The 19,069-nt window shown below is 63.5% G+C and carries 17 protein-coding genes and 1 tRNA gene; 11 read left to right on the forward strand and 7 right to left on the reverse strand.

Annotation, left to right across the window (positions count from 1 at the left end):
• Positions 1-53: 53 nt before the first annotated feature.
• The 5 genes from Q0Y42_RS04470 to Q0Y42_RS04490 all read right to left on the reverse strand — a co-directional run bounded on the left by Q0Y42_RS04470 (position 54) and on the right by Q0Y42_RS04490 (position 3,477).
• Positions 54-293 carry a DUF3297 family protein gene (locus Q0Y42_RS04470; protein ID WP_292051791.1) on the reverse strand — a complete coding sequence of 80 codons (240 nt, stop codon included), beginning with the start codon at positions 291-293 and terminating at the stop codon, positions 54-56.
• A gap of 75 nt (positions 294-368) precedes the next feature.
• Entirely contained in the window at positions 369-1,079 is a 711-nt protein-coding gene (locus tag Q0Y42_RS04475) for a hypothetical protein (RefSeq protein ID WP_297800628.1), read from the reverse strand.
• A gap of 121 nt (positions 1,080-1,200) precedes the next feature.
• Positions 1,201-1,776, reverse strand: a complete 576-nt coding sequence (locus tag Q0Y42_RS04480; protein ID WP_297800630.1) for a DUF6468 domain-containing protein — start codon at positions 1,774-1,776, stop codon at positions 1,201-1,203.
• Complete coding sequence (gene fliM, locus Q0Y42_RS04485) at positions 1,773-2,810, reverse strand: flagellar motor switch protein FliM (protein WP_297800683.1); 1,038 nt, start codon at positions 2,808-2,810, stop codon at positions 1,773-1,775. The genes Q0Y42_RS04480 and fliM overlap by 4 nt, the downstream gene beginning before the upstream one ends.
• A gap of 25 nt (positions 2,811-2,835) precedes the next feature.
• On the reverse strand, positions 2,836-3,477 hold the full coding sequence (locus tag Q0Y42_RS04490; protein ID WP_297800632.1) for a flagellar basal body-associated FliL family protein: 642 nt from the start codon (positions 3,475-3,477) through the stop codon (positions 2,836-2,838).
• 177 nt (positions 3,478-3,654) lie between these two features.
• On the opposite strand from Q0Y42_RS04490, the gene flgF reads away from it, so the two are divergent.
• From flgF to Q0Y42_RS04520, 6 genes are all read left to right on the forward strand, one after another.
• Positions 3,655-4,389, forward strand: a complete 735-nt coding sequence (flgF, locus tag Q0Y42_RS04495; protein WP_297800633.1) for a flagellar basal-body rod protein FlgF — start codon at positions 3,655-3,657, stop codon at positions 4,387-4,389.
• A gap of 15 nt (positions 4,390-4,404) precedes the next feature.
• Positions 4,405-5,193 carry a flagellar basal-body rod protein FlgG gene (flgG, locus tag Q0Y42_RS04500; protein WP_297800635.1) on the forward strand — a complete coding sequence of 263 codons (789 nt, stop codon included), beginning with the start codon at positions 4,405-4,407 and terminating at the stop codon, positions 5,191-5,193.
• Between the two features lie 13 nt (positions 5,194-5,206).
• Positions 5,207-5,998 (forward strand): flagellar basal body P-ring formation chaperone FlgA, encoded by a 792-nt coding sequence (flgA, locus tag Q0Y42_RS04505; RefSeq protein WP_297800637.1) that lies wholly within the window; start codon positions 5,207-5,209, stop codon positions 5,996-5,998.
• Between the two features lie 17 nt (positions 5,999-6,015).
• Positions 6,016-6,732 (forward strand): flagellar basal body L-ring protein FlgH, encoded by a 717-nt coding sequence (gene flgH, locus Q0Y42_RS04510; protein ID WP_297800639.1) that lies wholly within the window; start codon positions 6,016-6,018, stop codon positions 6,730-6,732.
• 177 nt (positions 6,733-6,909) lie between these two features.
• Entirely contained in the window at positions 6,910-7,356 is a 447-nt protein-coding gene (locus tag Q0Y42_RS04515) for a hypothetical protein (RefSeq protein WP_297800641.1), read from the forward strand.
• A 32-nt stretch (positions 7,357-7,388) separates the two neighbouring features.
• On the forward strand, positions 7,389-7,922 hold the full coding sequence (locus Q0Y42_RS04520; RefSeq protein ID WP_297800643.1) for a hypothetical protein: 534 nt from the start codon (positions 7,389-7,391) through the stop codon (positions 7,920-7,922).
• A gap of 37 nt (positions 7,923-7,959) precedes the next feature.
• Here Q0Y42_RS04520 and Q0Y42_RS04525 read toward each other — a convergent pair whose 3' ends face one another.
• Both Q0Y42_RS04525 and msrA read right to left on the reverse strand, forming a co-directional pair.
• Complete coding sequence (locus tag Q0Y42_RS04525) at positions 7,960-8,301, reverse strand: MmcQ/YjbR family DNA-binding protein (protein ID WP_297800645.1); 342 nt, start codon at positions 8,299-8,301, stop codon at positions 7,960-7,962.
• An 18-nt stretch (positions 8,302-8,319) separates the two neighbouring features.
• Positions 8,320-8,970, reverse strand: a complete 651-nt coding sequence (gene msrA, locus Q0Y42_RS04530; protein ID WP_297800647.1) for a peptide-methionine (S)-S-oxide reductase MsrA — start codon at positions 8,968-8,970, stop codon at positions 8,320-8,322.
• Positions 8,971-9,116: 146 nt separating this feature from the next.
• Here msrA and Q0Y42_RS04535 point away from each other — a divergent pair.
• The 5 genes from Q0Y42_RS04535 (at position 9,117) to Q0Y42_RS04555 (ending at position 18,981) form a co-directional block, all read left to right on the forward strand.
• Positions 9,117-9,206: transfer RNA gene (locus Q0Y42_RS04535), tRNA-Ser, on the forward strand.
• A gap of 388 nt (positions 9,207-9,594) precedes the next feature.
• Positions 9,595-13,185 (forward strand): AAA domain-containing protein, encoded by a 3,591-nt coding sequence (locus Q0Y42_RS04540; protein ID WP_297800649.1) that lies wholly within the window; start codon positions 9,595-9,597, stop codon positions 13,183-13,185.
• A 282-nt stretch (positions 13,186-13,467) separates the two neighbouring features.
• On the forward strand, positions 13,468-14,166 hold the full coding sequence (locus tag Q0Y42_RS04545) for a hypothetical protein (RefSeq protein WP_297800685.1): 699 nt from the start codon (positions 13,468-13,470) through the stop codon (positions 14,164-14,166).
• Positions 14,167-14,179: 13 nt separating this feature from the next.
• Positions 14,180-15,613, forward strand: a complete 1,434-nt coding sequence (locus Q0Y42_RS04550; protein WP_366108036.1) for a DNA polymerase Y family protein — start codon at positions 14,180-14,182, stop codon at positions 15,611-15,613.
• On the forward strand, positions 15,610-18,981 hold the full coding sequence (locus Q0Y42_RS04555; protein WP_297800651.1) for an error-prone DNA polymerase: 3,372 nt from the start codon (positions 15,610-15,612) through the stop codon (positions 18,979-18,981). The genes Q0Y42_RS04550 and Q0Y42_RS04555 overlap by 4 nt, the downstream gene beginning before the upstream one ends.
• The last annotated feature ends 88 nt before the right edge of the window (positions 18,982-19,069 follow it).

The raw sequence follows: 19,069 nt of genomic DNA on the forward strand, positions 1-19,069 counted from the left end.
TAGCGGGCGCAGGACATGACCGAAAGTCACAAATCCTGCACCCGCCAGCAGAATTACTCGCCCTTGAAGAAGGGTTCGACTTCGCCCTGAAGCTTGATGGTCAGGGCCTTGCCGCGGCGGTCGACGCGGTTGCCGACGGCCAGGCGGACCCAGCCTTCCGAGACGCAGTATTCTTCGACGTTGGTCTTTTCTTCGCCCTTGAAGCGAATGCCGATGCCTTTCATCAGCAGTTCGGCGTTGTGGTACGGGCTGTCAGGGTCAACCGACAGGCGGTCGGGCAGAGCGTCAGACATGACGGGCATCCTTGGAAAAATCGATGGCGCTGAATAGCCGCTGTCGCGGCCATTGCCAACCAAGTCGATTTGCGATCAGGCCGCCGGTGCCGTCGGGGCTGCTGCTGCCGGAGCCGCAGGGGCGACCGGTTCGCCAGCCGCCGCCGAGGCGCGGTCGGCGATCGGCTTGGTCTCGTACTTCTTGGCCATCTTCTCGGTCAGTTCGCGGGCCTGTGCGGGCGTCATCTGGGCCATGATGGCGGCCAGTGTGCGCGGGCGCATGGCCTGTGCGACCGGAAGGCGGACCTCGTCCTTCAGGGTGGCGAAGACCGCCGCCGCCTCACGAGGACGCATGGCGGAATAGACGGCGACCAGACGGTCGTTCTCGGCCTTCTCGCGCTCGTCCATCTGGCCCAGCAGGCCGCTGATCTCGCCCTTGATGTCCTCCAGCGCCTTGAGCTTGGCGTCCAGCTTCTGCTCGGCGGCGACCATCAGCGGCAGGGTCGTCGCAAAGTCGGCATCGCGGGCGTCCAGCTGTTCGCGGCGCTTGGACAGGGACTGGATGATGCGCAGCTCGGCAGGCGAAATCCCTGCCTGTTGCGCCAGCTGTTCCGGCGTCAGGGCGCAGACGGCGGGCGGGGCCGCCTTGGTTTCGGTCGCGGCCTTTTCGCCGTCAGCCGCCGCGCCTTCCTGAGCCCAAGCCACTGCGCCCGAGAACAGGTCCGGTGCCACACCCGCCGCACGCACAGCCACAACGCCACCAATGGCGACGGCGATCAGGGGCAACAGACGGGGCAGCTTGCTCATCGAAGAACACTCGGGCGGCGGACTTTCGGATAATCCCTAGCCGACCCGCCAGTCCGGCCAGAGATGCAGATCATTTACGCCAAAGCTTGAAAAGATACAGCACTTGCATCGCCCTAGCCGATCAGGCGGCGAATAGATCCTCGTCCAGACTACGGCGAGCACGGTTGAGGCTTTGTTGAGCAGCTTGGTTAGCGGCAATGGCTTGCAGCATGCCCGACAGACGGTCCTGAGCCGGTTTTTGCGGGGCGGGCTTGGGCTCCAGCGGCGGCACGGCGGCGTTGGCCTGTTCGATGCGTTGCATCAGGCTGGCCATGCGACGGGCGCGCTCGGTCTCGTCGTTGATCAGGGCCATGGTGGACACCAGTTCCAGCGGCTCTTCCTCGGTCGGCTGGGCCAGAGGCTTGGCCGCGACGGGGGTCTGCTTGGCGGCGCGGGCCATCAGAGTTTCCAGCTCCTGCTTGACCTGTCGGGCCTTGATGATGCGGTCGTGCAGCAGATCGGTTTCCGCCCCCGATGCGCGCAGGGTCGCCAGCGCCTGCTCGGCACGGCCTGCGGCATTGTTCAGTTCCTTGACCGCACCGGCAAAGGCCAGCTGGCCCTCACGCAGCGCCTTGAGCTTGCGCTCCAGCTTGATGCCATAGCCGATGGCTGCGACCAGCAGCATCATCAGCAGGGAGTCCAGAATGATCCCCGTCATATCCCCTGCCTCCCGGCCACGCGCATGGCCGCCTCTGTTGTAATCGGTGCTTCGACGCGAACGGCCACGTGCTGGCCACGACGCCCCATCTTGCCCACGGTCAGGTTGACCGATCCGGCCTTGACGGTGACGTCGCTGTCGGGTGTGGCATTCAGCATCAGGGTATCGCCGACCTTCAGGTCCAGCACCTTGGACAGCGGCATCTGCTGTTCATCCAGAACGCAGCGCACCTCGGTGTCCGTGGTCCAAAGCTCGGTGGCCAAGTGGCCTTCCCAGATGTTGTCGCGGCCGAACTTCTCGCCCATGAACTGCTGCAGCAGCATTTTGCGGATCGGCTCCAGCGTCGAATAGGGCAGCAGCAGCTCGACGCGGCCACCGCGGTCTTCCATGTCGATACGCAGCTTCACCAGAATGGCGGCGTTGGCCGGACGGGCGATGGCGGCAAAGCGCGGATTGGTTTCCAGACGGTCCAGATTGAAATGCACCGGCGTCAGCGGCTCGAAGGCGGCGCGGGCATCGTTCAGGATCACCTCGACCATCCGCTGCACAAGGGCGCGTTCGATAGTGGTGTAGGGACGGCCCTCGATCCGCAGGGCCGCCGTGCCGCGACGGCCACCCAGCAGCACGTCCACGATCGAATAGATCAGGTTGGAATCGACCGTCAGCAGGCCGTAGTTGTCCAGCTCCTCGGCGCGGAACACCGCCAGAATGGCCGGAAGCGGGATGGAGTTCAGATAGTCCCCGAAACGGATCGAGGAGATGGTGTCCAGCGACACTTCGACGTTGTCGGAGGTGAAGTTGCGCAGGCTGGTCGTCATCAGACGCACAAGGCGGTCGAAGACGATTTCGAGCATCGGCAGACGCTCGTACGACACCAGGGCCGAGTTGATGATCGCACGGATGCCGCTGCGGTCCCCGTCGGAACCGTCATCCATGTCAAAGCCCAGCAGGCTGTCGATCTCGTCCTGATTGAGGACGCGCTCGGACACACCGCCTTCGCCGTTCGGTGCGCCGAACGGGTTTTGATCATCCATGCCGCCCAAGGTGTCGGTCATTGCCTTATTGCACCAGCATTTCTTCGATCAGCACGGCGTCCACCTTGCCCGGTGCCGCCACAAGATTCACGCGACGCAACAGTTCGGCCCGCAGCTGGTAGGAACCCGCCGAGCCAGCCAGATCATCCGGACGCAATTCACGCAGGAAGCTCTGCAGCATATCATTCAAACGCGGGGCCTGCTCCTGAAGACGCGAGGCGACCGCAGCGTCCTTCATCTCCAGCGTCAGCTTGAGCTTGAGATAGGTCGTGCGGCCTTCCGCCGACTGGATGTTCACGATCAGGTCCGGCAGGGTGTAGAAGGTCACGCCATCGGGACCGGCGGCAATCGTACCTGCGCCGCCCTCGCCCGCCGCGGCTTCACCGCCGCCGCCATGGCCGTCGTCCTTCTTCTTTTCTTCCTTCGGAGCCTCATGGGCGGCCTCGGCACCTTCGGCTGCCGGTTCCTTGGGCTTCATCAGGAAGAAGGCCGCACCACCACCGATAGCCGCCACCAGAACGGCGGCTGCAATGATGATGATCAGCATCGGGGGCTTCTTCTTGCCCTCACCGGCCTCGGCACCCGTCACATCCTGTGCGGTTTCGCCTTCGACCACGGCCGGAACGGCGTTTTCGCCCTTCTTCTTGCCCAGCTTCAATTTCAGCATACGAATGACCCCGACCGTACAGCACAGCTAAGTGGGGCCAGTTTGGTTAACAGGGCGTTAACCATGAGGCAAAACCTGCCGGGCGCAAACTCCCGATTTTCGCTAAGTGCTTGAAAAATATAAGCACGAAAACTTGGCATGACAGTTGCGAAAAGATCGGGTGAAGGAGCCCGTGCTTTGGAAAATGCAGCCTATATCGGACTGTCCCGCCAGATGACCCTGCGCCGCGAACTGGATATCGTGGCCAACAACATCGCCAATGCGGACACGACCGGATTCAAAGTCGAGCAAATGCTGGTCGGGACCGAGATCGGTCCGCGCGCCCGCAACCATGCCATCCGCCCCTCGGCCAGCTTCGTGCTGGACAAGGGTGTGGGCCGCGACTTCGGTCAGGCCGCACTGAAGCAAACCGGACGCGATCTGGATTTCGGCATTGAGGGCGAAGGCGCCTTCTTCACCGTCCAAACCCCGACCGGCCCCGCCTATACCCGCGACGGCTCGTTCACCATGGACGCGACCGGTCGCCTGACCACGCAGGACGGCCATCCGGTCCAAACCGATGCGGGCGAGCTGATCGTCAATCCGGAACTGGGTCCGATCTCGGTCGGACAGGACGGCACCATCACGCAGGACGGCGAGATTATCGGCCGTCTGTCCGTCTCGCGTTTCGACAATCTGGCGGTGTTGGAAAAGGGCGGTGACAATCTGTACCGCAACACCTCCAACGCCCAGCCCATCGAGGCTGCCGATGCCCGTATCCGTCAGGGCATGCTGGAAGGCTCCAACGTCAACACCCTGATCGAGATCACCAATCTGGTCGAGATCAACCGCGCCTATGAGCGCGTCACCCGAATGATCGAAAACACCAATGACCTCAGCCGCCGCGCCGTCGAGCGCCTCGGCAAGGTCTAAGGAAAGGACTGAGGAATGCGCGCACTCCGCACCGCCGCCTCGGGCATGGCTGCCCAGCAGCTGAACGTCGAGGTCATCTCGAACAACATCGCCAACATGAACACCGTTGGCTACAAACGCCAACGCGCCGAGTTCCAGGACCTGCTGTACCAGAACGTCGAGCGTATGGGGGCCCAGTCCTCGACGCAGGGTACGGTTGTGCCGACCGGTATACAGATCGGTATGGGTGTGAAAGCCGGTGCCGTTTATCGCATCACCGCACAGGGCACGCCCAGCCAGACCGGCAACACCTATGACATTGCCATCAACGGCAAGGGCTATTTCCAGATCACCATGCCCTCGGGCGAGACGGCCTATACCCGCGCTGGCAATTTCGCCCTGAACGCCGAAGGCCAGCTGGTGACCAAGGACGGCTATCTGATCGAGCCGGCCATCACCATTCCGCAAAATGCCGTGGACGTCTCGGTCTCGCGCGCCGGTCAGGTGCAGGTGGTTCTGGACGGCGAAACCGAGCCGCAGGTCGTGGGCCAACTGGAAATCGCCACCTTCATCAACGAGGCCGGTCTGGAAGCTGTCGGCGACAACCTGCTGCTGGAAACCGCGGCGTCGGGCGCACCGAATGTGGGCGTTCCGGACGAGGTCGGCTTTGGCCACCTGCTGCAAGGCTATACCGAGGCCTCCAACGTGGATTCCGTCTCTGAAATCACCGCCCTGATCGTGGCCCAGCGCGCCTATGAGATGAACTCCAAGGTCATCACCACCGCCGACGAAATGCTGTCGGTCACGGCCCAGCTGAAGAACTAAGGGGCGCATGACCATGAAGCGCATCCTGACCACCGCCACCGCCCTGATGGGACTGGCTGCACTGGCTGCCTCGGCGATGGCGGGCGAGGCCCACGCCAGCAGCGTCACTCTGCGCGCCCAACCGATGGACGACGATGGCCGCATCACCCTGGGCGAGTTGTTCGAGGGCGCAGGTGCCGCCGCCAATGTCGTGGTGGCCCAGCGCGCCGGTGCCAGCGTGGTTCTGGATGCCGGACAGGTTCAGGTCGCCGCCCGCCGCGCCGGTTTGAACTGGGCCAATGCCGAGGGCCTGCGCCGCATTATCGTGCGCGAGGGCGGCTCCGCTCCGGTCACCTCTGCCAACGCCGCCACCGCTACCCGCGCAGGCGCGACGGTCGAGGCCTTGACCCTGACCCGCAGCCTGTCCGCTGGCGATATCATCCAGCCCGAGGACCTGATGTGGACCGCCGTTCAGGCCCACCTCGCCCCCGCGGGTGCCCCACAGGACGCCGCCGAAATCATCGGTCTGGCCGCGCGTCGCCCGCTGCGGGCCGGACAGACCATCATGGCCCGCGATGTCGCCGCCCCGCAGGTCATCGCCCGCAACGACATGGTCGAGGTCCTTTATCAGGATCAGGGCATCGAGCTGACCATCACCGGCCGCGCCCAGCGTCAGGCCGCCCTCGGTGAGCCGGTTTCCATCCTCAATCTTCAATCTAACCGCACGATCGAGGCCATCGCTATTGGCCCGGGCCGTGCCCTCGCCGGTCCCGCTGCCCAAAGCCAGCGGACCAACACCCGTTCACTCCAGTTCGCCGCTCGCTGAGCCAGAAAGACCGTCCCATGCGCAAGCTTCTGATCATCGCCGCCGCCTGCATTCCCCTCGCCGCCTGCACGACCGCTACCGAGGCCCTGAAGGGGCCGGAGCTGGCTCCGGTCATGTATCCGGCCCAGCTGCATCCGGTTGAACAGGCCTATCTGCCGGAACCGACGCCCGCCAGCGCCAACAGCCTGTGGCGCACCGGTGCCCGCAGCTTCTTTGGCGACCAGCGCGCCCGCCGCGTCGGCGACATCCTGACGGTCAACATCGACATCAACGACCGCGCCCAGACCCAGAACAGCACCAACCGCCAGCGCACCAACAGCGCCCAAGGCGGCGTGAACAACTTCTTCGGGCTGGAATCCAGCATCGGCAAGCTGTTCCCCGGCGGCTTCGATCCGGCCAATATGGTCAATACCGAAGGCTCGGTGAACGCCAACGGCTCGGGCAGCGTCAACCGCTCGGAGCGTGTGAACCTGACGGTTGCGGCCATCATCACCGCCGTCATGCCCAACGGCAATCTGGTTATCCAAGGTCGGCAGGAAGTGCGCACCAACCGCGAGGTCCGCGAACTGACCGTGGCCGGTATCGTCCGTCCGGAAGATATTTCCAGCGCCAACACCATCAACCACACCCAGATCGCCGAGGCGCGCATCTCCTATGGCGGTCGCGGCGATATCAGCCGCATGCAATCGACGCCGGCGGCCCAGTCGCTGGTGGAGCGTTTCAGCCCCTTCTAAGCGGCTGATTTCAACGGCTTTACGCCCCAAATCCGAGCGATATCCCATTCGCGCAAAGCGTGTCGGGATATCGCAGGAACGGGTTTGGGGTTGCGCCCGTGCGCCACGGCGGTCAGATTCGCCTACCAAGCAGACGAAGGACCCGCCATGCGAGACCTGAGCCGATTATTTCGCGGGATGCCCCGCCACGCCGCCCTTGTCGGCATGGTTTGGCTGGCTGCATCCCCCACCCTTTCCCACGCCCAATCCACGCAATGGACGTGGACGCTATATCGGGACAGCGGCCCGATGGTTCTGGCCCGCGAGATCCCCGACACCCCCCGCCTCGATGCCACGCTGGAATGCGATGCGGGCTCCGGTCAGGTCGAGCTTAAGCTCTATAAGGCCCCCAATCTCAGCAGCGGTCCGGGATCGGTGCGCGCCCTGCGCCAGAGCGCCAATACGATCGTGACCAAGCGGCGCGATCACACTTCCGCCACTGTGTCTTCGGACCATCCGGTATTTCAGGCCTTTATGGCTAGCGGCCAGCTGGAAATCACCCAGCCTACTGGCTCGGCCACGCTTACGGTCGAGGCCCCGCACCTGAACAAGCTGCGCCAATTTGGCGAAGCGTGCAGCCGCTAGGTCGCGGCCTTCCCCCTTACGGAGAGATGACGATGGCCCCCAACATCCTCAGCCCCCTGCGTACAGTTTCGGCGCTTGTCGCCACATCGGCCCTGCTGGCGGCCTGCGCCACGGGTGGCACGCCGCTGGTTGCACCGGACGTGGCGCCGCCTTCGGCTGAACCTGCGCCCTTGAACGGCGATTACAGTTGGTTCTTCGGGCAGGAAGGCGATCAGCTTCAACTGCTGTACGGCGTGGCCAATTCGGACGATGTGCCGCTGTCCATGGCGTGCCGCAGCCGCTCGGGCCAGATCGAGGTGAGCATGGCCTCGGCCACAGCCGCCCCCGCCATCATCCATCTGGCCAGCGCAACCCAGTCCCGCGCTTATGCCGCCAAGGCCGAAGAGGCGGGCGTGTTCGACGGCTATATCCTGAGCGCCAAGACCACGCCGGATGATCCAGTGCTTCAGGACCTTGTCGCCCATGGCTGGCTGGCCATGCTGGACGGGAACCGCTGGGTCGGCCTGCGCGGCGACAGCGAGTTGCGGGACCACACCACCCGCTTCCTCGCGGGCTGTAAACGATAAGGAAAAAGGGCGGCCCAATGGACCGCCCTTTTGACGTTTAAAGCCCCAGTTCCTGCCGCTGTTTTCGGGTCAGGCCCTTGGCCACAAGGTGGTGGGAGTTTTGCAGCAAGTCGCTCAACTCCTCCTCTTCCCAATCCTCGGGCGAGGCGATCTTCAGCCAGCCCCCGCGCGGCAGATAGGGTGCCCGCTGGGCCCTGCCCTGCTCGCGCAACAGCTCATAGGCAATCTCGGACGCCTTGAAACACAGGCCGCCGTCATCACCCAGCATGGCGAAGATCTTTCCACCAACCTTGAAGGTCTGGAGGTTAGGCCCAAAGGGGCGCTCGACCGTGGCCGCCGTGCGCGACAGACAAAAGGCTTCGACCGCGCTGACCTTCATCGCCGCCCCCCCTGAAAATCAGGCGTTCACGCCAAGGCCGATCGGGCAAACCACGCCCGTACCGCCAATGCCGCAATAGCCTTCAGGGTTCTTGGCCAGATAGCCCTGATGATAGCCCTCGGCGTAATAGAACTCGCCCGCAGGCAGGATTTCGGTGGTGATCTCACCACGACCCGCTGCGCTCAGGGCCTGCTGATAGGCCGCCTTGGACACCAGCGCCGCATCGCGTTGCGCCTCATCATTATAATAGATGGCCGAGCGGTACTGGGTGCCGATGTCATTGCCCTGACGCATGCCCTGCGTCGGGTCATGGTTTTCCCAGAACACCTTCAACAGGTCTTCGTACGACAGCTTGTTCGGATCAAACACGACCTGAACCACCTCGGTGTGGCCGGTACGGCCCGAGCAGACCTCTTCATAGGTCGGGTTCGGCGTCAAACCGCCCGCATAACCCGCCGCAGAGGAATAGACGCCTTCCTGTTGCCAGAAGACGCGCTCCACACCCCAGAAACAGCCCATACCGAACACCGCGACCTCCAGACCTTGCGGCCAAGGCCCCTTCAGCGGGGTTCCCAGAACGAAATGCGTCTCGTCCGTCGCCAGAGGCTGTTCACGGCCCGGCAGGGCTTCGTTCGCCGTCGGCAAGGTATCGGCTTTTTTCAACAACATGGCGGAACTCCAGATTCTTTGTGAGAATATCATATGGGGGCTTCAACGGCGCTTGCCCATCCGTCACGTTTGATTTAATCAGCGCCCTCTCGCCGGACCGCTCCCGGCGAATCCTCTCCGGACGCATCCGGACACACAGTGGATTAGGACAGGTGGCCGAGTGGTTGAAGGCGCACGCCTGGAACGCGTGTATAGGGGCAACTCTATCGAGGGTTCGAATCCCTCTCTGTCCGCCACACTGCTCCAAGCTCTCGATCTCTAAAGGTTTACGGCTTAGCCAATAACTTACAGGCTCTGCGGGCATAATGTCTGCTGCACTCGATACGTAGAATGTTGGCTTGATGACCTGCATGGTCGGGCGCGAAGGCGGATGGCATTCGAGGCATCGCGTTGTCCCTCTCGATTGCGAGGCAAGTGACGGCGACTAGGAGAAATCGTCATAGCGTTGGGCATTGCCGGCCTTCATGCCCAAACGCCGTCGTGCCTGGAAAGGGATTAATTTTAAACAATATGCCCGCCGTTTCCTGATCCCTCGCTTGATCAAGGCAATAACCGCTCGCTAAGACGAACGACGATAGGAAGTGTACTTCACGATCCACGGGATAGATTTCTGCGAGTTGGGTCTTGTCGTCTTCCAACCGTCCCTACATCAATCTCGGTATTGTCGAACTTGAGAAACTCTTCGAGGGCAATCGGGACAACACTGGGGTACTCCAGAAACTTGAAGTCGAGCTGGCGCACCGCAAAACCCAGCGCGCCCTTAAGCTACGTCAGCGCGTTCAGTCCCAGCTCCGCGCATCGGCGGCTTCGACTTCGACGCGAACGAAGCCGCCCGTAAAGACGGCGGCGCGACGGGCGGCAACAGCTGCCCGATCAGCACCCGCGTCGCAGCCCAACCAAACGCCGGCAAAAACCGTCCAAAGCGCGCCGAAGCAACAGGTTGCCGAGCCGCCCGAGCCAGTGACCAATCCTGTTCGCCCGACCGAACCCAACACGCCGCAGGGCATATTGGGGGCATGGATTGCGCTGGAAGCCCTGTCGCCGCAGACCTACCGCGCCCCACGGGATTTAGCGGTGGGGCAATATGGCAATGTAGCGGAACTGGGTGACGGCCCACTGCCTTGGGAGCGTGCAGAAAAATCCCGCCCCGGCCACCAGCTCTACTATCAGATCATATTGGGCTCTGTGCCGATGGAACGGGCAACAGATGACCTGATAACGGCCTTCGGGACCACGGAGGAGCAACCGAGCCGATCGCGTGAGAAGGCCGCACTCGCGGCCGTCATGATAGATCGTAACGGGTGCCTACTGGAAAACGAGGCAATTGCCGTATCCAGCTTCGGCTGGGCCTTACCGCTCGCCTTGCAGCTTAAACTGGAGGCTCTGTCCGCATGGCCGACTGTTGAGCGCGAAGTCGTCGAAAAGCTCCGCAATATTTTGGGCCGCAAGGATGATGACGACAACGCCCTCCCCGTCACTCAGACAGATCTGACGGAGGCGTTTGAATATCTTGTTGGGCGCTTTAGCCTTCCGGCCCATCTGGCAGATGCCCCGCATTTCGCACTGCGGGTCTTCCATAATTTCAAGGCCAAGAATCCGCCCGAGCCAGCCCTGCTGAACTCCTTCTTCATGCATGATCTGGCGCAGGCTCGTACGCTCGACAGCACGCAGTCCCTGCCAAAAACGATGCGGCAATATCTTGGACTGGAGCCGCCCGCGCAGTCCTTTGATCTGCTTCACAACAAGAGCGCCGTCGAGCGAGCGGTTGCCCCGGTTCGCATTCCCGCCTCGCGTTGGCCCAGTCCCGGTGGGCACCCCCTCGTTTTGTTGCAACAGACCGCAGTCAATCTGGCCCGCGACGAATTGCTCAAGGATGGCGGTGTCATCGCCGTGAACGGTCCGCCAGGTACCGGCAAGACCACCTTGTTGCGCGACATCGTGGCCGCGACTGTTCTGGACCGAGCCCTCGCCATGGCCGAGTTCGATACGCCAGCAGACGCCTTTAAGCCTTCCGGCCAAAAGTGGAGCGTAGGCGGTCAAGCCTTCTTCACGATGTACAAACTCGATCCCACCTTGCGTGGGCACGAAATCGTGGTGGCCAGTAGCAACAACAAGGCCGTCGAGAACATCAGCCGCGAGCTACCGGACGTCCATGCCGTCGGGCGGGCTGACAGCCTTTGCTACTTCCGCTCGATCAGCGACAATATCTCACAGGCCTCCCAAAAGTCGCAGGACGATAATCAGGCCAAGGAGAACCTCGCGCCTCTGCAAACCTGGGGGATGATCGCGGCGGTTCTGGGCAACGCAAAGAACCGTGGGCTCTTCTCGGAAGCCTTCTGGTGGGACGACGACAACGGCTTCAGAACCTATCTGAAGGCAGCCAAAGGTGATGACGTCACCAAAGAAGTTGTCGATCCAGATACAAAAAAGGTCATCAAACGGACCACGCCTTCGGTGATCGCAAAAGAGTCTCCACCGGTGCCCAAGCAAGCCGCCCAACAATGGTCGGCGGCCCGAGGAAAGCTTGTCCGCCTGCATAGAGAGATACTGGACGACCTGTCCGCCTTAGAAGGCGTCAGGCAGAAGTGTCTTGAACTTGCAAAAGCCAAGGATGCGGTGGCGCAGCGGCTGCAAGACCGTGACGTATCAGCGCGAGACCTTGCTCGCGCTCAAAGTCAGCAGCACATCCTTGAAGCGAACACAGGTTTGGCCCAGATGGCCAGCGAACGGGCGGAACAGGATCTACGTCAGCATCGCAAAGCCCGACCGAACCTGTGGCGCTGGCTGTTCAACGCCGAGGCTCGAAAGAGCTGGCGAACCCAGAATAAAGCAAAGCTAGATGCCAAGGCGCAGACTGATGCGGCGCTCCATCAGGCTAGACAGGCCGAACATGCCAATACGCGCACCATTGACCAGCTGCGTCTGGAACTCACGCGCCTAGACCGCGACGTTCTTATTTTGAACAACCAGGTCGCAGAACTCGACAAGGCGCTTGATCCGTACCGCGCCCAGTTGGGTCATCACTTGGTCGACGGGCATTTCTTCGAGCGAAGCCATGAGGCGATAAACCTGCAATCGCCTTGGTTGCCCGCCGCTTTGCAACGCAAACGCGAGGACCTGTTCATCGCGGCGATGGAAACCCACAAGGCCTTCATCGACGCGGCGGCGCAGAAGGTCCTTCATAATCTTTCCGTGCTGATGAACCTCTTCGGCAAGGCTGCGCCAGAGGATCCCGAGAAGCGGGCCCTGCTGCCAGACCTATGGGCGACCCTTTTTATGGTCGTGCCTGTTGTTTCGACCACGTTTGCCTCGATGGAGAGAATGTTCGGAGCCCTGCCGGCCGAGAGCCTTGGATGGCTACTGGTCGATGAGGCTGGACAGGCCCTGCCGCAGGCTGCGGTCGGTGGGCTACTGAGGGCCAAACGCGCTCTGATCGTCGGCGACCCGTTGCAGATTCCCCCTGTCGTCAGCCTGCCCGAACGGCTGAACGACCAGATTGCCGACTACTTTAAAATTGATAGCCGGCTCTGGACAGCACCCGAAGCCTCCGCCCAGACATTGGCCGACCGAGTGTCGCCGTATCAGGCCGCCTTCCGCACAGACACCGGCCCGCGCCGCGTCGGAATACCGCTATTGGTACATCGTCGTTGTCAGGAGCCGATGTTCGGGATCTCCAACCGCATCGCCTACGACGGTCAAATGGTTCATGCGGCGAGCGGCAAACAAGGTCTTGTCAGCGCAGCGTTAGGGCCGTCGGCTTGGTTCGATGTGGATGGCGACGCGGATACGAAATGGTGCCCGGCTGAGGGCGAGTATGTCATCGGCCTTCTGCACCGGATCGCAGCCGCAGGCATCCGCAATCCCGATATCTTTATCATTACGCCTTTCCGCATTGTCGCCCAGCAGCTGCGCGCGCGCCTGCAAAAGGAGAGCGACCTGTTCGCGCGACTGGGAGAGCAGCCCAAGAGCTGGCTTGAGGACCGCGTCGGGACCATTCACACCGTTCAGGGCCGCGAAGCCGAAGCCGTGATCATGGTGCTCGGCGCTCCGAAGTCCTCGCAGAACGGCGCGCGCGTCTGGGCTTCCAGCACACCCAACATCCTCAATGTCGCCGTGTCGCGAGCCAAGCAGAACTTCTACGTGGTCGGCTCACACGGCGCTTGGTCCGGCATAGGCCACAGCAAAGCCCTAGCCGACGCGTTGCCCATTCGTTGACCTCGGGGCGTTTGGCAGGGTGGCCAGACAGTAGGCAATCGCGTCATCTTCAAAAAAAGACATATATTACAAATGTATAAGCCTATAACTTGGCTATGATTTCCCTTCCTTGACTCTTTCGCCTGACGGGTGCGTATATGAGAACAAATGCGGAACATGCAATCACAATCCGGCACCCTTGCGGCGCTGCGGCTTCGGCTTGCGGCGTTGGAGAGGGCTGCGCCTGAGAGGGAGGCCGGACGGGTTCAGAAGGAATCCGAACATCCCTATCCTTGGCCAAGGATGGAGGTGGGGACCCTGCACGACCTCTATGCCGAGACCGCAGAGGACGGTGCGGCGGTGTGCGGATTTGGCTTGGGGCTGGCGATAACGGCGGCCAAGGGGCGTCCGGTCCTGTGGTGTCTTCAGGACATGGTTCGCTTTGAGGCCGGACAGCCGCATGGCGCGGGTCTGTTCGAGATGGGCCTTGCGCCACGCGATCTGATTTTTGTGCGCGTGCGCGATGCCCAAGCCATGCTGGCGGTCGGGGAGGAGGCTTTGCGCAGCCCCGCGATCGGTGCGGTCTTGCTGAGCGCATGGGGGGAGGCCCGCGCCTTTACCCTGACGGCCAGCCGCCGTCTGTTGATGGCGGCGAACCAAGGTGGTCGCACGGTTTTCCTGACCCGCACCTCGGCGCTGCCCTCGCCCAGCGCCGCCCAGACCCGATGGTCCGTCGCGGCCTGTCCGTCGGTTCCACTGGAAGGAGGCGCACCGGGGCGGCCTTCTTTTACGGCAACCCTGCTGCGGCATCGCGGCAGTGGGGTGACCGGACAATGGACCATGGAGTGGGATCGTGAGCAGCGCCTCTATCGCCCGCCCGCGCCGGTATCTGGCGCTCTGGTTCCCGTGGCTGCCCAGCGACCGGCTGCGACGCCAGCACGCGGCATCGTCAAACCCTTGCGAGAAGGAAACACGCAAGGACGCGGGCGCACCGCCGCCTGAACCCACCGTCTTTGTGGAGAAGGCCGGCGGGGCTTTGCGGCTGGCCGCTGTTGATCCAGCCGCAGCCGCACTGGGATTGGCACCGGGGATGACGCTGGCCGATGCACAGGCCCGCTGCCCTTCCCTGCGCTCGGTGCCGAGCCAGCCGCATCTGGATGCCGAATGGCTGGACGCTGTGCTGGAGGATTTCACGCGCTTCACCCCCATGATCGCGCTGGATGCGCCGCATGGACTGATGCTGGACATCACCGGCTGCGCCCATCTGTTTGGCGGCGAGGAGGGCCTGTCAAAGGCGGTCGTACAGCGCGCCCATCGTGGCGGGCTTCGCTTGCGCTGGGCCTTGGCCAGCACGGCACAGGCGGCCCGCGCCTTGTCGCGTTTCGGCTCTGGCGGCCTGTTTACCGAACAGACCCAGAGGGCGGCTTTGCGACTGCTTCCGGTGGCTGCGCTGGAACTGCCCGCCAGAGAGGAGGAAGCCCTGCGCCGTGCAGGCCTGAAACGGCTGGCCGATCTGGATGACCGTCCGCGCGCGCCCTTGGCCGCCCGCTTTGGCAAGGACTTCCCCGCCCGTCTGGCGCGGCTGTTGGGTGACGAGGACATCCGCATCACGCCCCACCGCGCGCCTGCGCCGGTCTATTTCGACCGCATCTTCTTCGAGCTCATCGCCAATCCCGAGGACATAGAGGCGGTACTGGCCGAGTTGGTGGACCAGACGGCGGCGCACCTGACCCTGTCACGCGAGGGCGGGCGACAGTTTGTGGCCAGCTTCTATCGCGTGGACGGCCATGTGCGGCACATCGGCGTCCAGACCGGACACCCCAGCCGCGACCGCGACAGCATCCTGCGCCTGTTCAGGGAAAAGATGGCGGCCCTGTCCCATCCGCTCGATCCCGGTTTCGGCTTTGATCAGGTGCGTCTGGCCGTGCCGTGGACCGAGGAACTGGCCGACCGACAGACCCGCCTGTCCGGTCCCGACGACCTGGACGAGGCACTGGACCAGTTGATCGACCGGCTGACGGCGCGGCTGGGTCCGGACGCGGTCCTGCGCTTCGAAGCCTGTGGCTCGCACATGCCCGAACGCAGCGCGCGTATGCGCCCCGCCATCCTGCCCCCGCGCGAGGGACAGAACGACTGGCCCGCGCTTGATCCCGACAGCCCGCCCCTGCGCCCGTTGCAGATGTTCGATCCGCCCCAGCCCGTGGAAACACTGGCCGAGGTGCCCGATGGCTATCCGCTGCGGTTTCGCTGGCGGCGCGTCCTGCACGAGGTCAAGCGCGCCGAGGGGCCAGAGCGTATCGGCGGCGAATGGTGGCGCGCGCCCGATCAGCGCACCCGCGACTATTACCGTATCGAGGACCAGAACGGCCGCCGCTTCTGGATCTTCCGTCAGGGGCTTTACGGCGAAACGCCCGAGCCGCGCTGGTACATCCATGGACTGTTCGCATGAGCGCCCTGCCCCCCGTTGGCCGCTATGCCGAGCTGGCCACCCACAGCAATTTCTCTTTCCTGCGCGGGGCCAGCCATCCCAAGGATTTGCTGCTGACGGCCCTGTTGTCGGGTCACTGTGGCATGGGGCTGGCGGACCGCAACACGGTCTCGGGTGTGGTGCGGGCGTGGAGTGCGCTGAAGGCCCTGCGGCGGGAAGGACTGACACCACCCGAGCAAGTCCGCGATGGCGGCTCTCCGGGAGAGGTACAGTTCATTGAAAACCCGCTGGATGATCCGGCCCTGTCCGAGGCGGTGAAGGCGCGGGCCCAGGGGTTCAAACTGCTGACGGGGGCACGACTGGCCTTCAATGACGGCACGCCCGACATCATCGCCTATCCCACCAACCGCGCGGGATGGGGGCGGCTGACGCGGCTGCTGACACTGGGCAACCGCCGCGCGCGAAAGGGCGAGTACGAACTGGCCCTGCCCGATCTTTTGCACGCCTGTCAGGATCTGTTGCTGGTGGTGACCGCGCCGGACAGTTTGGGCGCGCTGGAGCCTGTGCTGGAGCGGCTGAACCGCGTGGCGGGGGGAAGGCTGTGGCTGGGCGTATCCATGCCCCGTCGCGGCGATGACCGTCGGCGTCTGGCCCGTCTTTCGGCCATGGCGGCGCGTCAGAACATCCCGCTTCTGGCGCACAATGACGTGCTTTATCACACCCCGTCCGAGCGTGATCTTCAGGATGTCATGACCTGTATCCGCGAGGGGGTGACCATCACCGAGGCAGGCCGCCGCCTGATGGCCAATGCCGAGCGCTGGCTGAAACCCGCCCCCGAGATGGAGCGGCTGTTCCGCGATGCCCCTGACGCCATTGCCCAGATCGGCGCACTGATGGCGCGCGCAAACTTCGATCTGGGCGATCTGGTCTATGAGTATCCCGAAGAGCCTGTTCCGTCCGGCTGGGAGCCGCAGTCGTGGCTGGAAGAACTGGTCCGCCGCCACAGCCAAATCCGCTATCCGCAAGGGACGCCCGCCAAGGTCGAGGCCATATTGGAGCGCGAGCTGGCCTTTATCGGCGAGCGTAAACTGGCCCCCTATTTCCTGACGATCCACGACATCGTCAGCACCGCCAACGCCATGGGCATATTGTGTCAGGGACGCGGTTCGGCGGCCAATTCGGCGGTCTGCTATGTGCTGGGCATCACCAGTGTCGATCCCGCCAGCCACGACCTGTTGTTCGAGCGTTTCCTGTCGTCCAGCCGTGACGAGCCGCCCGATATCGACGTCGATTTCGAGCACGAGCGGCGCGAGGAGATCATCCAGTACATCTATGAACGCTATGGCCGCGACCGTGCGGGCATTGCCGCCACCGTCATCCGCTATCGGCCCAAGAGCGCGATCCGCGATGTGGGGAAGGTGCTGGGCCTGACCGAGGACATCACTGCCCGACTGGCCTCCAGCCAGTGGGGCAGTTTCGGCAATGAGATCGGCGACAAACACGTCCTTCAGGCCGGACTGGACCCCGCCAATCCGGCCATAAGGCGCGCGGTCCAGATGGCCAGCCGCCTGCTGGGCATGCCGCGCCACCTGTCACAGCATGTGGGGGGCTTTATCCTGACGCGCGGGCGGCTGGATGAAACCGTGCCCATCGGCAATGCCGCCATGGCCGACCGCACCTTCATCGAATGGGACAAGGACGACATCGACGATCTGGGCCTGATGAAGGTCGATATTCTGGCGCTGGGGATGCTGACCTGTATCCGCAAGGCGCTGGATCTGGTGCGGCGGCACGAAGGCATTTCCCACGATCTGGCCTCGGTTCCGGCGGAACGGCCCGAAGTCTATGAGATGCTGCGTCGCGGCCATTCCATCGGCGTGTTTCAGGTGGAAAGCCGCGCCCAGATCAACATGTTGCCGCGCCTGAAACCGCGCCAGTTCTATGATCTGGTCATTCAGGTCGCCATTGTCCGGCCCGGCCCCATTCAGGGCGACATGGTCCATCCCTATCTGCGGCGCCGTAACGGCACAGAAGAGGTCCTCTATGCCTCGCCCGCGCCCGAACATGGCGCGCCCGACGAACTGCAACAGGTTCTGGGACGCACCCTTGGTGTGCCGCTGTTTCAGGAACAGGCGATGAAGATCGCCATGGTCGCCGCAAAGTTCAGCGACGCCGAGGCCAACGGCCTTCGCAAGGCCATGGGCACCTTCAGGGGCGACGGCACCCTGCACACCTATGAGGGCAAGTTCGTGGGCCGGATGATCGAGCGCGGCTATGATCCGGCCTTTGCCCAGCGGTGCTTTGACCAGATCAAGGGCTTTGGCTCCTATGGCTTTCCGGAAAGCCACGCGGCCAGTTTCGCGCGGCTGGTCTATGTCTCGTCATGGCTGAAATGTTTCCATCCGGCCGCCTTTGCCTGCGCGCTTCTGAACAGCCAGCCCATGGGGTTTTATGCCCCCGCCCAGATCGTCCGCGAGGCGATGGAGGTCGGCAAGGTGCGTATCCTGCCCATCGATGTGGCGCACAGTGATTGGGACAACACGCTGGAAGGCCCCAAGGGCGATCTGGCCATCCGTCTGGGCCTGCGCCAGATCGACGGCTTCCACAGGGAATGGGCCGACAGGCTGGTGGCGGCCCGCACACAGGGCTGGCGCGATATCGAACAGCTGGCACGAAGAGCGGGCCTGCCGTCTGCGGCCATGCGAAAACTGGCCGATGCCGATGCCTTCCGCTCCATGGGACAGGATCGCCGCGAGGCGCTGTGGGCGGTGCGCCGCCTGCCCGATGACGATGCCCTGCCTTTGTTTGCCGCCGCCAATGCCCGCGAATTGGGCGATGAGGCCGACGCCAACCTGCCCGCCATGCCGCTGGGCGAGCATGTGGCCACCGACTATCAGACCACCCGCCTGTCATTGAAGGCCCACCCCATGTCCATCCTGCGCCCTGTCTTTGCCCGTGAGGGGGTGCGGACCTGTGCGGCGGCGGAAAGCCTGCGCGGGGGCAGCCGGATACGGGTGGCGGGCGTGGTTCTGGTGCGCCAGCGACCGGGCAAGGGCAATGCCATCTTCGTCACGCTGGAGGACGAGACGGGCGTGACCAATGTGGTGCTGTGGGCGCGGCTGTTCGAGGAATACCGGCGCGAGGTCATGGGATCGCGCCTGATGGAGGTCGAGGGCGTAGTGGAAAAGAGCGCCGAGGGCGTGGTCCACGTCATGGCCAAGCGCATCATCGACCGCAGCGCCGAGCTGTCGCGCCTGTCAGAGGATTACGAGACGCGCGTCCAGCTGTCCCGCGCCGATGTGACCATCAGCCCCCTGCCCGAGAAAATGCCGCGCCACGGCCATCCGCGCGATGCCCGCATCCTGCCCTCGTCGCGCGACTTCCACTGACCGCCCCCCATAACTATGGCGCTAGGATCAGAGCCGCCTTTCCCGAAAATAACCGCGGGCCATGGAAGGCCCTTTGTCATTATGGGAG

The sequence above is a fragment of the uncultured Brevundimonas sp. genome, from assembly GCF_947305955.1.
Classification (GTDB): Bacteria; Pseudomonadota; Alphaproteobacteria; order Caulobacterales; family Caulobacteraceae; genus Brevundimonas.